The organism is Bacillus cereus group sp. BfR-BA-01453, assembly GCF_022662915.1.
In the GTDB taxonomy this organism is placed as follows: Bacteria; Bacillota; Bacilli; order Bacillales; family Bacillaceae_G; genus Bacillus_A; species Bacillus_A paranthracis.
The window spans coordinates 223792-238299 of record NZ_JAKUEN010000004.1; the positions used below are offsets into that span (position 1 = coordinate 223792).

Consider the following 14508-nt stretch of genomic DNA (forward strand, 5'->3'; position numbering starts at 1 on the left):
ATCCTCCTTTATTTTGAAAGCTTTTGTCACTACTTTAGTTATTTTTTTGCCAAACCAGTCTTAACTGCTCGTACATAATCATTCCAAGCGTGAATAGTTATATCGGCATCTGAAGGTAACATTTCAAACCCATGATAAGCTCCAGGGTATAAATGGAATTCAACATCAACACCAGCTTCTGTAAGTTTCGTTACATAGGTTAATGTTTCACTACGGAATGCGTCTAATTGACCAACGCATGTATAGGTGCGTGGTAAATTACGATAATCTTCTGCTCTAGCAGCGGCTGCATAAGCAGGAATATGATCCGTTCCATGTAATTCTCCTAAATACATTTTCCATCCAGCTTCATTTGTCTTTTGATTCCAAGTAAATCCTTCTTTAATTTCATTCGCAGAAGGCGTATTATTACGATCATCAATCATTGGATAAAGCGGCATTTGGAAACAAATAGAAGGATATTGTCGATCACGAGCTAATAATGTTAATGCTGCTGTAAGTCCGCCACCAGCGCTCGCTCCGGCAACTCCAATTCGATTTGAATCAATGCTTAAAGCTTCTGCGTTATCAGCCATCCATTTTAGTGCTGCATAACAATCTTCAATTGGAGCTGGATAAGGATGTTCAGGAGCTAAACGGTAATCTACATTAATGACCATACAGTTTGCTTCTTTTGCAAATCTCACACAAAGGATATCATTCTCATCTGCAGACCCTAAGATATAACCGCCACCATGTATCCATAACAGGGCAGGTAAGGATTGATCATTTGATTTTGGACGATAAATTTTTAAGCGCAATGGATTCGCATCAGGCCCCTCAATGATTTCCTCTGTTATCGAAAGTGATTCATCACCAATAATATCTGGTAAGATTAGTGCGGCTTGTTCTCTCATTGCTGGCAAGTTCTCTGGATGTAAATCAAAATCTGGAATCATTTCTAACGCTGGTAATAACTTTGGATGTACTCGATTCTTCATTTTAAAAACTCCTTTTTATAATGTTTTGTCTGAAAGGTGAAATATTATTTTTTAGCTAGCTATGTTTAGCAATTTATCATAGGCACTAGAGGAAAACGATAATCAAAAATGTGTATGTGTTTCAAAATGAGACAAAACTCTCAAATTGGCTCATTTCTTAATAAATTTCTAGCGGTATGTAGCAAAATTAGTAATCAAATTTATTCATGACTCTTGTCTTTATACACGTATTTTAGTGCGTATTTATTAACTAACTAATGAGGGGAGTAAGGGGCTTAAAATGGATTGATGTACGATTTATCCCACTTTAATGGGCAGTAAGACCCCCACCTCAAAATACAGTGAAAGCAAAGAATTTAGGTGGGGGATCAACTGCCCATAAAAGTCCGATTGGTTCAACTAATAATCAGTGGGGGATGAAGAAAACCCCCGCTGATTAAAGTTTCACTTTATATGTTGTAATATAAAAAAGAAAAAGCATCAGCCTTCTTTCCTGTAGTAGAAAGAAAGTTGCTGCTTTTTCTTTTAGTTCAGCTGCTTTAGCGCCTTGAAAAAATAAACCAGACTTAAATATAAAACATAGGGCAAGAGAGCATAGAGTTTGAATGAAATTTATGGTTTTAAAGACTTCAGTGCTAATTTCATATAAGTATCCATTCTCTGCTCTAAAGAGTATGCTCCCTCTAAAATACACCAATCTAATATAAGCCCTCTAGCGAATGTAAAAAGATACGTTGTTATTTCTTCTACACTCATATCATTTGTTAATTCCTTTTCGAGTTGTCCTTTATAAACAAAATTATTTAGAGCTTTGTAAATTAATGAAGGCTCATATATAAATGATCTTTTGTTTAAATCATTAAGAAGATTTATATGTAACTCTAATTTAGTTGTATATTCAGCTATGCATTGGAAGAAATTTAAAATAGTCGTTTGCACTGTTGTATGTTGATCAATATTTCCTAATTCAACATGTAGGTTTTCGTCAATTTGCTGAAATATTTTTTTGTAAATATCCTCTTTGGAAGAGAAATAATGATAAAAAGTTCCTACTGAGACATTTGCTTTTTTACAAATATCTTCAATTGTTATATTCTCAATTTTTTTTTCTTTCGTTAAATTCAAAAACACATGAGATATATTGCTTTGTGTTAGTAGAGCTTGTTGTTTTCTTTTGGTCAGATTTTTTTTACACAAGGTTTATTCCTCCTTAATTATATATTAACTGATATCTTAAAAATGAAAAAGTAGTTTGAAAATATGTTTTGTTGTTATATAATCTTCAATACACCGAATGGTATTCGGTGAATATTATTCGGTGTAATACAAATGATTTTTTGAGGGGAGATTGTATATATGAAAACACCTTATGAATCAATTATTATGATTCCTACAAATAAGCTGATAGGAAAAAAGGCCTTGGAAGATCCATATGATCCATTTGCATGGTATAAAGAAATGCGAGAGGAAGAACCTATTTGTTTTAATCCTCAGGTTGACATGTGGAATGTTTTTTTGTACGACGATGTAAAAAGAGTTTTAGAGGATAAAGAGTATTTTTCTAATATTATGCCCGAAAAGAAGAAGCCTCCATTTCCCCAAAGTATCCTTGGAATGGATCAACCAAAGCATACGCAAATTCGCTCTATCGTAAATCGTTCTTTCACTCCTAAAGCATTAGAGGTATGGGAGCCTAGAATCCAAGAAATCACAGAACATATCCTTACTCAATTATCTAATCGTGAAAATTTTGATATTGTCCATGAGTTGTTTTATCCTTTACCGGTTATAGTAATTGCGGAGATGTTAGGTGTTTCTACTAATGATATGGACAGATTCAAGAATTGGTCTGATATTATCGTAAGTTCACCCAGTCATGATGATCCGGATTATTTAAAAGAATTTTTTCATACACGTTTACAAGCAGAAAATGAATTAGAGAATTTTTTTGAAGAAATCCTACAACTCAATCGAGGAAATGCCAATAAAGATTCAAATGATATTATCTCTTTATTAGTACAAAGTGAAGTAGACGAAAAAATTTCAGGAAAAGAAATAGTATCATTTTGTAAACTACTATTAGTAGCAGGAAATGAAACAACAACCAACTTGCTCGGCAACTTATTATATTGTTTAATTGAACATCCAGATGTTTATAAACAAATACAACAGGATACAGCTCTTATTCCAAAAGCAATTGAAGAAGTATTACGTTATCGTTCACCGGCTCAAAGAGTTGTACGCAGAGTAAAAAAAGAGATGCAATTAAATGGCCAAACTTTACAAGTAGATCAAATCATCTCAGCTTGGGTGGGATCAGCTAATCGAGATTCTAATTATTTCAAAGATGCTGATAGTTTCAACATACACCGTAAGCGCAATCCCCATCTTGCATTTGGTCATGGAATCCACTTTTGCTTAGGTGCTCGACTAGCTAGGTTAGAAGCTAGAATTGTTTTGACGGAATTAATTAAAAAATATAAATCATTTTCGTTCATTGATACTAATCTTCCAATCCCTATCTCAAATAGTAGTTCTGTATATGGATTAAAATCTTTTCCGGTGAAAAGTGAAATGATCCAAATAAAATAAATAGTAAAGCCCTGGTGCAGGTGCATCAGGGCTTTACTTCAAATGTACATCCTAAAATAATAATGTATCTTTCTATAGTTAGTTGAATCATTTTTGGGATTTGGGTACAACATTATTTTTAGCTTGATGGTGAAATAAAACATCCCGTATGACTACTACGAAATAAAACAGGCTATTCAATTAGTATGAATGAACCGAAACGCTCCCTGAGTTGTGCAAATATTAATGGGAAAAAATAATCCTTATCAGTGGAGAAATTAAAATATTACGAAGTCTTAGAGGCATGCAACCTCGAAAATATTTTATTTCGGTGGTCAACTCAAGGTGTAGTTGCATTCATATATAGGTAAATTCACCTTTAATCAAAAGTGTATGAATTGCTAACGGATATAGGGGATGGGGACTATATTGGAAAAATGACTATAAATTTAAACAATGTTAAGAATTTGATATAGGAGGGTATTTAATTTGAGCAATTTTACACGTTTACGCACACAAAACATAATAAAAGATGCGTTCATGGAATTATTAAAAGAAAAAACATTTTCATCCATCACAATTAATCATATATGTGAAAAGGCAATGGTTCATAGAAGCACATTTTACCGTCATTACGAAGATAAATATGAGCTATTTAGTGATGTGTCAAATTCCATCGCAATAAACCTCTTTGAACAAACAAAGCAAGGTTCCGATTTAGAACGTACATTGTTTGAGGAAATAATCGAATACATAGATGTTAATCGTACATTGTTTTTTAATATTACGAGTAAAAATAATAGCCTTGAGTTATACAAGAAATTGATTCAGTTTGGTGCAGAAAATTTATATGAAAATTCAATGGAATATAATGATCCACTTTCCAAACGAATCAAAAACTCCGATTACCCAATGATATTATGTGATTTCTACTGTAGTGGTTTTTTTGAGATTATAAAAAAATGGTTAAACAATGAATATTCATATACAAAAGAAGAATTAATTCAAATTTCTAAGAATTTATAGATAAATGAACCACTTCATCACATATGTCTCACTTTGAGACATATGTGATTTTTTGCTCATCGAATTCCTCCAAAGCCTATGATAGATTAATGAACATAGCAAAGGGGGAAAGGACTTAGGAGGAAGATTAAAGAGGAAAAGAAACTTGCTTTCATGCTTTAAAAAAGGATTACAATCCAATATTCAACAAAAAATTTATATATAATATTTTAATTATTTAAAGGAGGATTTTTTATGAAAGCTGCAGTGTGGTATGGCGAAAGAGATATTCGTATTGAGGAAAGAGAAGTGAAAGAATTACAACCTAATGATGTAAAAGTTAAAGTAGCATGGGCTGGTATTTGTGGGTCTGATTTACACGCATATTTGCATCCAGATTCAGTACCGATGAATAAGAATATGATAATTGGACATGAATTTTCTGGTGAAATTGCAGAGGTTGGTTCTCATGTAACAAAATTTAAAGAAGGTGACAGAGTGTGTATCTATCCAATGATGCTTAAAGATCCTTCGAATGCTGAAACGGAACGTTTCATCACTTTAGATGCGGTTGGTGCACATACTGATGGAGGGTTTGCTGAATACGTGACACTTCCACAAAAAACGATTTTTAAAATTTCAGATAATTTACCACTAGAAGTAGCAGCAATGGTTGAACCAGCAGCTGTATCTTTCCAATCAATTAAGGATTCAAATGTAAAAGAAGGTGATACTGTTGTTGTCTATGGAGCGGGTCCAATTGGGTTATTTGCTGTATTAGGTGCAAAAGCTGCAGGCGCTTCTAATATTATTGTTGTCGATTTATTGGATAGTCGACTCGATAAAGCAACTGAAATGGGTGCAACACAAGTCTTTAATGCTAAAGAAGTGAATCCCGTCGAAGAAATTCGTAAATTATTCCCAGATGGAGCAGATGTTACAGTTGAAGCTGCAGGTGTTGAGTCAACATTTAATCAAACTATTCAATCAACTAAAGTTCGTGGCACAATGATGGTTATCAGCTTCCACACGCAAGATATCCAGTTTAATGCTCCTGCTTCACTAATTTTTAGTGGTGTAAAATTAATGGGGTCTGTAGGATACAGTAATGAAACTTACAATGAGGTCATTGAATTACTTGCTAATGGAGGATTACCGGTGCAATCAATTATTACAAGTAAAGTTGATATAGATAATATCGCTGAACAAGGCTTTGAGGCATTAATTAATGATCAGTCTCAAGCAAAAATCCTAGTTAAATTAAGTGGCGCACATTAATTATATTGCAAATAAATGAACTTGCGACGCGTAAAAAATGAATTAGAGTTAAACAGTAATGATAGGTCGTATCCATATAAAGAAAGAGCCAGCTCATCCGAGTAGGCTCTTTTATTTAACTTTTATCTCCAATTTCCCTTTTATTATTTCTGGAATATCTTTTTCAGAAATAATATCGTAAGAATACACATACTTTCCTTTCACATGAATTTTCAAGTAAGTTTTTTTTATAAAATCATTAGGGGTGCTAGTTCCTACTGTATATTTTTTCTCATTCCTTGATTCATCAACACCTTTTAGGGTGTACAGAGCTCGTCCCTTATGATGATAATCTGGAACACCATATCCCTTCGCAATGGCGTATACATTTTTTTCTTCAGCAATCGGATTAAATCTATCCAAATCCCCTCGTAATATGAAAGGTAGTATGTATATAGGTAGGCCTATTCCTAGTATGCAAAGTATAAATTTCTTCATAAGCATTGCTCCTCTTGTTCATTTACATGATTCAGTATAGAAAAAAATTCTTATAAATATAGAGGGAAATTCCTTAAGGTTTTCTTAATAAAGTTTAACCGAGTGAAAAAAGATTAACTTGAGTATTAAGCTTAAGGAATGAATAGCCAAATAACCTGTTTTCTTTATTTTTGATGGTAAGTTATTTAGTTTTACATTGGTATGAGTGAATTAAGAAATAAGTGAGATTTAGGAACTAGAATAAATGTATTTTATAGTAATAAGAGAATTATCTAAATAAATTTATAGTGCGAACCATTAAAGAAAGCATCTAGCGAGATGCTTTCTTTTGGAATAGAGAATTCTATGGGATAGTTACATGTAATGCAGCGCTGTGCTTCTATGTCATTGGAAAATCCAATGATAAAAAAGAGGCTTGTCTTCTAAGTAAATTGTTATTTGTAACACTGTTATCAAAGCAAAGTTCTCATGACAGTGCTTGGATATTCAAAAACATTAATAACCTATTACATAAAATTTTTTGAAAATTTAGGTTTAACATCTTTAAAATAGGTGTATTACATATCACATAACAACTAAATAAAAAATCTAAAGGAGGAAAAATACAATGCATAAGAATGAAAGAAAACCGGTGGTTCATGAATATGAAAATGAACAGGAAGTAGTTATGAAAGTAAAAGAGCTAGAATTGCAAGGGATTCACCAAGATGACATTTACGTCTTAACACATGAAAAACATATAACAAAAAAGATTGCGGATGATACAAACACAAATACGATTGGAGTAAAAGAACAAGGATTGGGCACAAGTATTATCAACTTTTTCTCTAAAAAAGGGGACGAGCTCAGAAATCAAATGGAAGAAATGGGGTTGTCGAAGGAGGAAGCTAACTTATATGAAGAAAAACTAGATCAAGGGAGAATTTTACTCCTAGTAACAGATGGAACACTAACGGCGAGTGATAGGCAGCCGCAAAACTATCATTCTCTCTAATAGATTGCAATAGGTAAGGTAATTATTTTAGGTTGTAGCATGGAAGAAATTAAAAGTAGAGAAGGGTGAGAAAAATGAAACATACAATATTTAAATATGCTGTGATTGGGATTACGACCGGAGTGATAGTCTCCCTATTAAAAAAAGAAAATCGGAAAGCTATACAAACAACAGGAAAAAACGTAAAAGACAAACTACAAGAAGGAAACATAAAGGAAACATTAGAGAAGGTAACTGAGACAAGTAAACAATTCTCTGTAACTGCAGCTAATGTTGCAAAACAAACATTACCACAACTGCTTACAGCCACACCAGTTGTTATTTCTACCATTAAAGATTTAACAGAAAACGAAAATAATAAAAAGAAAAAAGATGAAAAGGATTACGAAAAAAATAAAAATAGTAAGGAAATAGACGGGGAAAAAACGAAAAATGAAAAGAAATATGTGAAAGAAGGGAAAGAAGAGAGTGCTTAGATTTAATTCTAAAAATAGAAAGTGAGGAAAAAAGTATGAAATCTTTGTATGCAATTGATGTAGGAATCGGCTTTACTAAGCGAGCATATCGACAGGATGAAGATTCTGAGGTGACGGTTAAGAGTGAAGCTTCCACACTAGCCCCTGTACCTAATCATGATGAAAGTGAAGATTTAACAAAGGTAAGTTTTATAGACTTAGACTTTGCATACTACATGGGAAATGAAGCGCATCAATCTGACGCTTCATTTCTTCCTCCATTTGAAGAAGAAATAGAACATTATTATGAAAGCGAACAGTTTAAACAACAAATATTTGGTTGCATTGCAAAGGATTATAAAGAAAATGTCGTGTTACCTTTAGTTGTTACCGGGCTTCCTGTCACTTATTTTGGTAGTCAGCATGAGCAATTACAACGTGCGCTAAAAAAAGAAACTTCCGTACAAATTGATGGCAAATTTATTCATATTACGGTGGAAAATGCTTTGATTCTTCAGCAACCGGTCGCTTTACATGCTTATTTCTTAAAAGAGGGAATCATTGAGGAACGAGATCGTATCTTAATTATTGATGGTGGATTTCGTACATTAGAAATGACAGATATGAAACAGAATGTCATTTTAAATCATTATGAGACGGAACTAGGATGTAGCAAGCCTTTGAAAAATATTAAGAATATCGTGCAGAATCATGCGGGTGAAAGTAATCAATTGCATATTAACGACATGCCAAACATATTAGAAAAAGGATATGGAGGTCGAGAAGAAAATCCTCAGGCAAGTCAGGTTGATACTTTGATTCAAAAAGAGTTGGATACACACTTCCAAGACGTTATGTGTGTATTACAAGAACAATTTAAGTTAGACCAGTATGACACTATTATTTGGACAGGAGGAATAGTAGATCTCCACAAAAAACGAATTGAAAAAATGCAAGGTGAAATTTCTTCTTTCCGTATGGTAGACGCTTCGAAAGAGGCTGCACTTCATGGGTACTATATGATTGGAAGTCAAGTATTTGATGACATCACCAATCAATCTGTATATGAATCTAAATTATAATAACGACCGAAATGGAGTTCGTTGAATAGACGTGCCACATATAAATAAGAAAAGATAAAAAGTGCTTGTATAGAGGAACTGTTTAAAATTGAGAATACAAATAACTAATATATAGGGGGTCTTCCTTGTAACAGAAGAAGACCTCCTATGCCATTTAGTTTGTAATGTAGAGGATCTAAAAACTTTTCCTCCAAGACATGAATACCTACATATAAATTTCATATTACGGATACTATTCAATGAAACATAAAACTATTCAGAAAGGAAGAATAATATGGAATGCATAAAAATGCCGAAATGGGATTGGTATCATGTGAAAACCAGTGAACTTGAAAAACCTTCTTCTATCATCCCTCGTGATGTAACACCTTATTTCTCTCAATTTGTAAAAAAAATAAGTTCTCCTTGTGAAAATGGATTATATGTTTATACGTTATCACCAAATCAAACTTGTGTATATGGTTCGTTTTTATATGATCAAGATAAAAAGGACGCCAAAATTCAAAAATTTCTTCATTATTTTGTAGCTCATGGAATACTGATAACGGTCCAGGAAAAAGAGGAAGAGGATTTCCAAAAATTAATACATAATTCCTCTTTTAGTGTGAAAAATTGTAATAGTTCCGCTGAAGGATTATGTGCTATCTTATCAATGTTTATATCTCACTACTTGCGAAAGGTTGACTATTTCGAAAACAATTTCAGAAATGTATTATGGGATTTTTATCATCATAATAACATAGCAGTTTTAGAAAGAATTTATCATATTCGTCATGAATTATTTATGAATACACATGTGTTTCGCTTAATACAAGAAGTGTTACAAGGCTTGGAGGAAGCTTGGTTAGAAAACTTAACAAACACCCTTTGTTATAAACAAACACACGTAAAATTAGAGCGTGGATTACAACTTGTTAAAGAGTACCAAGAAGAATTAGACACGATGATTCATTTACAAGAAGTTGTTTCTTCTCATCGTGGGAATGAAATTATGAAAGCCCTTACTGTATTAACTGCTGTAAGTACGCCGTTGACAGCTTTAGGAGCATTATGGGGTATGAACTTTAAATATATGCCTGAACTAGAATGGAAATATAGCTATTTAATCGCTCTCTTATTTATCATTTTTACAACAGGGGGTATGTATTTATATATGCGAGTCAAAGGATGGACAGGTGACTTATTACGAGTAAAGAAAAAGAAATCTTTTTTTAAATCTAATTAATCTTGTTTATAAAAAATATGATAGATATTAACTTAGAAATATGGTTAGTAATATTTATTAATTGGGGTAGTGCCACCCAACAAGCTAAGCTTATATAAGTTTAATTTCACATGAGATTTTTTTCTTTTTCTAAAGATCCAGTGTCAGTTCTTTAAGGATTTGCATACGAAATAAATCCTAACGAGTTTCCTTTTTTGAATTAATCCGCTTAATTATTAGACTTAGTACAATTGTAAACGACACCTAATATATCAAAGACTGTTTTCTTCCCATACCGATGAGATTTTCGTCCGTTTTGTTGTAGGTGATTGAACAGGCGAAGTAACACCTTTGATAGTTCTTGGGTGTTTTTCTGTATGGTTTGATAAATAAGAAGAAAATAATCTTTAATCATATATATGACCTTATATTCACTCAGTTCTTGTTTCTTTTCATAAGAAGTAATTGATGCATTTGAAACATAATAGCAGAACAGAGTAGGGCGCGATCAATTGACCATACAAATAGTAGGATGCTATTCCGATAATTGTAGTTTGCTAATAATTTTACCTTACATAAATGTAATACAAATGAAAGGTAAATGAATATGTGAAATTCCATAAAACAATTATTCTATATAAAGAGAAAATACAAATTAAAGAAACGGTATACGTATAGATGATGTGCAGCAATTATCTTAACTAGTTAAGCCACCTTTAAACAATAATTCTAAGGAGATTAAAAATGAGAAAAATCATTAACCTATGTATGATTGGAGCCATCTTATTTGGTTTATACTTGGCGTTCACGCCTAAAGAACCAAGAAATGGAATTTTGATGTTGGGAGATAAACAAGCTTTACAAGATATACGAAGTGAAAATAAAAGTAAAATTAAGTCTATCGATTTATATAAAGTTAAAACAGCACAATATAATGGAGAATCAGTATTTATTATGGATCAAAAAACAAGTGAAGCCGTAATAAAAAAAGGGATATTACGAGAGGGAGAAGATCATTTTACACCGATTTCAGATCCAATAAAGTCTATGCCTAAAATAACAAATGATACTGCTGTGTTATTTGCGAGTGAAAAAAATAAAAATATAAAAAAAGTAGTAATTGCTGACAAAGAAATACCGGTAAAATATGATAGTAATACTTGGTTTGGGCATTATCGTAACTCGAATTATGAACAGTGTATTTTAATTGTCAATAATTCTATGTTTACTCAAATTCCTATACAAGAAACCTATATGGGAATTTTTGAACTTAACAAAGTTTATGGAAATAATCATGGAGTTGTCGATACCGAGGATAAAAACTCAGTACAAGTGGAGAAAGAATTTCAAAGAATTATTGAGAGTAGAAAAGATAATTCACAGTTTTTAGAAGCGTTATCAATTATAAAATAATAAGCCTAAAAAAGGTGAAAATTAACTGAAAAATAATATAAATATTACGGAGGATTCATATGGCTGGCGTTATAGGACATACAGTAGTTACCGCAACTGTAGGATTAGTATATAAAAAACATTTAAATATCACAACTTTATTTTTCGGTATGGCGATTCCAGATGCTATAAGCATGTTCATTGGAAAGGTACCGCTTATACCAGGAGGAGCGGTAGATGAGAGTTTCATAGGTGGACTAGCTTGCGCTTTAGTGTTGACTTTACTAATTAATCTAGGTCTTAAAACAATACCTAGATTAATGAAACTGTTTACTTATAAACAGAGCTCTTCATTAAAAATTATTTTTATTTCTGCTTTAATAGGTACAGAATTACATGTATTGATGGACCTTATTGCTATAAACGGATGGCTGAATGGAACCATATTATAATAGTTTTATTTTAATGAAATATATAATTTAGGAATATCACTTCTTTTATTGTAAGGAGTGGTCTTTTTTATATATAGGCTAAATTCTCACAAATAACTGTAAAGGGAAAATTTCGTTATGGGGGTGTCTCAAAATCTTAGCTTGATGGTGATGGGGTAGTACTATATCCCACCAAGTTAAAGTTTTGATGTCTCCGCAATGATAAAAATGGTGAATATTTATCCCGCGTTAACGGACAGTAAAACCCCCACTGATTAAAGTTTCACTTTATATGAAAGATTAGAGCTCTCCTTTTTGTAGAAGGACTCTAATCTTTGTTTAAAAACTATATCATATACATAGGCAGACTCATCATCTGAAATTTGCCCAGATTCAATTTAGAATATGACAAAAGAGAACTTGCGTTAGACAACAAGCTCTCTTTAAAAGAAATGACGTAATTGAGATACTTATATAGTAACAATTAATTGTTTTCTTCTATTACACGTAGTGCTCAAATTTCAGACACATTAACAAGCACTCTTTTGTATAGCGAAGAGCTTGTCCTTGTCATTCCAAAAAAGCATCCTTTGAATGAAACATCATTTGTTTCTTTTCGAGAATTAGTAGGGCTCAGTAGAATAATGGTTTCATGTAGTTGTCGTGAATCTATTAAAATATATTGTGAGAGTTTAGGGTTATCTTTATCTGAAGCAAATATAGAAACAAAATCTTCTATTTCTTTATTGAGCCTCGTATACAATGGATAGAGTGTTGCCATAATACCTCTTTGACTAGTTGACTTTGTTAATAATGATAATTCGAGCATAGTTCGTATTATTGATCCGACACCAAGTTAAGATATTAATCTTATTCACTTTATGGTAACTTTGTTGTATCTCTTTAAACATACCTATATTAAAACCCAAATTTCTCAATTTAATGCTGAGAAATTTGGGTTTTTCTAAAGTAATCAATTTTTTAAAAAATTTTTAGAAATTTAAAGATAAAGTATTGTATACATGTAAGTATGATTAAAAATGAAAAGTTGTAAATGCTAAATTTAATGAAATACGCCTTACTCTCTTTACCATTGGCCTGAATGAATAGTTTATAGGAGATTACACTGGCTAAAGATGCGATAATTGTTCCAAGCCCTCCAATATTTACTCCTAGTAATAAAGCTTTCCAATCAGAAGTAAAGTTTGATAGAAGAATTGAAGTAGGAAAATTACTAATCAATTGACTCAAAAATATGGAACTAAAGAAGACTGAAGTATCTCCTCTTAAATTAGCGCGAGCGAAGGTCTCCAGCGCATCAGAATGAGAAATGTTTCCAATAAAAATAAAAAAACAGACAAAGGTTATTAGAAGAAAGTAATCAACTTTTAATAGTAAGTTTCTATCTAACGTAAAAGCCGCCATCAGTGTAACTATTAGCGCAATGTAATAATTAATGAAACCAAAAATAGATGCAATGATAGTGATAAGTATCAAAATCCAGATGGTAGCTTTTTTTCGATTCTTCACGGTAATAACAGGTAATTCTATTTTTAAATCTGTTTTTTGAAGTTTTTGAGTAAATATAAATAACAAACTAATTCCAAGTACAGCTAAAAGCAGGATTGAACCTAAAAATGGGATGAGCTTAATTCCATAGTAAGAATATAAGTATAAATTTTGTGGGTTTCCCATAGGCATCAAGCTACTACCGATGTTTGCCGCAATTGTCTGTAGGATGATTGTATCCATCATGTTCATTTGTGTTTTTTTACTAATGACAAGTGTTATTGGTACAAAAGTGAGAAGAGCGACATCATTTGTTACAAACATAGAGCAAATAAAGCATAACAAAATTAGAATAATAGATATTGACCTGCTGTTATTGCATTTATTTAAAATCGCAACGGCAAGTTTGTCTAATATCTTTAGCTGTTCAAAAGCCTTAATGGCCACCATTAGATTAAATAAACTAATTAACACTTCAAAGTTAATATATTCGATCTTTGGCGAATATATGAAGCAGCTTACAATTGCTAGTATCAGTGAAATGGTAAGTACTATATCCTTTTTTAAAAATCCGAATTTCATAAGGAGTCTTTTTTTATTTTGAACGAATACTATTTCTTTCACAATACACCACCTGTAATCAATGTTAGTAAATATACATTTTGGGGATAACTCGATATTGCTAGAAAAGAGGATGTCATAAGGTCCTAAATAAGAGTTTTGTAATGTTTCATCCCTTCAACAAAATCCTTTTTTGCTTAGTGTCTTTAATATTGTAAATATGGCAATATAGACGAATCCAACTAGAGGAATTAATTGAGAAAACAAATGTTTTTTGTATGATACCATAAAAAAAATTAAATGTTTTATTTTTTAAATATTCTTATAATGTCCTATTGATTTTTGATTTCAAATACTTTATATGAACTTCTAAAAGAGAAAAAGTATGCATGTTTTTATTAAGAAAATTGAGGCTTGTCAAAGGTTAGGTAGAACGGAATCCGCGATGTTTGAATTCTGTATAAAATTCACAAAACCTCACTGTTTTTTAGATGAAAAACCTTAAAATATTTTTTTGTTTTTATAAAAACCTGTACTTTTTCGTAACATTCTGTACTTTTGATTATAAA

General features: G+C 31.9%; 13 protein-coding genes and 2 pseudogenes. 10 read left to right on the forward strand and 5 right to left on the reverse strand.

The features are described 5' to 3' along the window. Positions 1–38 precede the first annotated feature (38 nt). Positions 39–980 (reverse strand): alpha/beta hydrolase, encoded by a 942-nt coding sequence (locus MR070_RS11250; protein WP_000797640.1) that lies wholly within the window; start codon positions 978–980, stop codon positions 39–41. 612 nt (positions 981–1592) lie between these two features. Then, the gene (locus MR070_RS11255; protein ID WP_000335149.1) at positions 1593–2177 is read right to left on the reverse strand and encodes a TetR/AcrR family transcriptional regulator; all 585 of its coding nucleotides are present in this window, start codon (positions 2175–2177) and stop codon (positions 1593–1595) included. Positions 2178–2336: 159 nt separating this feature from the next. Here MR070_RS11255 and MR070_RS11260 point away from each other — a divergent pair, with 159 nt between their 5' ends. From MR070_RS11260 to MR070_RS11270, 3 genes are all read left to right on the forward strand, one after another. Beyond that, positions 2337–3572: a cytochrome P450 gene (locus tag MR070_RS11260; RefSeq protein ID WP_242261284.1), complete on the forward strand. Its 1236-nt coding sequence runs from the start codon at positions 2337–2339 to the stop codon at positions 3570–3572. Between the two features lie 468 nt (positions 3573–4040). Further along, positions 4041–4577: a TetR/AcrR family transcriptional regulator gene (locus MR070_RS11265; RefSeq protein ID WP_000064557.1), complete on the forward strand. Its 537-nt coding sequence runs from the start codon at positions 4041–4043 to the stop codon at positions 4575–4577. A gap of 234 nt (positions 4578–4811) precedes the next feature. Continuing rightward, complete coding sequence (locus MR070_RS11270) at positions 4812–5834, forward strand: 2,3-butanediol dehydrogenase (protein WP_242261285.1); 1023 nt, start codon at positions 4812–4814, stop codon at positions 5832–5834. Positions 5835–5945: 111 nt separating this feature from the next. Here the strand turns inward: MR070_RS11270 and MR070_RS11275 are convergent, their stop codons facing one another. Continuing rightward, positions 5946–6311: a YxeA family protein gene (locus MR070_RS11275; protein ID WP_242261286.1), complete on the reverse strand. Its 366-nt coding sequence runs from the start codon at positions 6309–6311 to the stop codon at positions 5946–5948. A gap of 607 nt (positions 6312–6918) precedes the next feature. Here MR070_RS11275 and MR070_RS11280 point away from each other — a divergent pair. The 4 genes from MR070_RS11280 (at position 6919) to MR070_RS11295 (ending at position 10067) form a co-directional block, all read left to right on the forward strand. Beyond that, a complete protein-coding gene (locus MR070_RS11280; protein WP_000549425.1) occupies positions 6919–7305 on the forward strand; it encodes a YflT domain-containing protein in 387 nt (128 codons plus the stop codon). Positions 7306–7379: 74 nt separating this feature from the next. Beyond that, positions 7380–7781, forward strand: coding sequence for a peptidase U61 (locus tag MR070_RS11285; RefSeq protein WP_242261287.1), 402 nt, complete (start codon positions 7380–7382; stop codon positions 7779–7781). Positions 7782–7816: 35 nt separating this feature from the next. Further along, positions 7817–8842, forward strand: coding sequence for a ParM/StbA family protein (locus MR070_RS11290; protein ID WP_242261288.1), 1026 nt, complete (start codon positions 7817–7819; stop codon positions 8840–8842). 274 nt (positions 8843–9116) lie between these two features. Continuing rightward, positions 9117–10067, forward strand: coding sequence for a magnesium transporter CorA family protein (locus MR070_RS11295; protein ID WP_000388886.1), 951 nt, complete (start codon positions 9117–9119; stop codon positions 10065–10067). Positions 10068–10275: 208 nt separating this feature from the next. Here MR070_RS11295 and MR070_RS11300 read toward each other — a convergent pair. Then, a pseudogene (locus tag MR070_RS11300) lies at positions 10276–10573 on the reverse strand (IS4 family transposase); the annotation flags it as partial. A gap of 217 nt (positions 10574–10790) precedes the next feature. On the opposite strand from MR070_RS11300, the gene MR070_RS11305 reads away from it, so the two are divergent. The 3 genes and pseudogenes from MR070_RS11305 to MR070_RS11315 form a co-directional block, all read left to right on the forward strand. Next, positions 10791–11459, forward strand: a complete 669-nt coding sequence (locus tag MR070_RS11305) for a lipoprotein BA_5634 family protein (RefSeq protein WP_044793047.1) — start codon at positions 10791–10793, stop codon at positions 11457–11459. Between the two features lie 59 nt (positions 11460–11518). Beyond that, positions 11519–11890, forward strand: coding sequence for a hypothetical protein (locus MR070_RS11310; protein ID WP_044793046.1), 372 nt, complete (start codon positions 11519–11521; stop codon positions 11888–11890). Positions 11891–12369: 479 nt separating this feature from the next. Then, positions 12370–12726: pseudogene (locus tag MR070_RS11315) on the forward strand (LysR family transcriptional regulator substrate-binding protein); the annotation flags it as partial. Positions 12727–12850: 124 nt separating this feature from the next. Here MR070_RS11315 and MR070_RS11320 read toward each other — a convergent pair. Continuing rightward, positions 12851–14002, reverse strand: coding sequence for an anion transporter (locus MR070_RS11320; RefSeq protein WP_242261289.1), 1152 nt, complete (start codon positions 14000–14002; stop codon positions 12851–12853). Positions 14003–14508 lie beyond the last annotated feature (506 nt).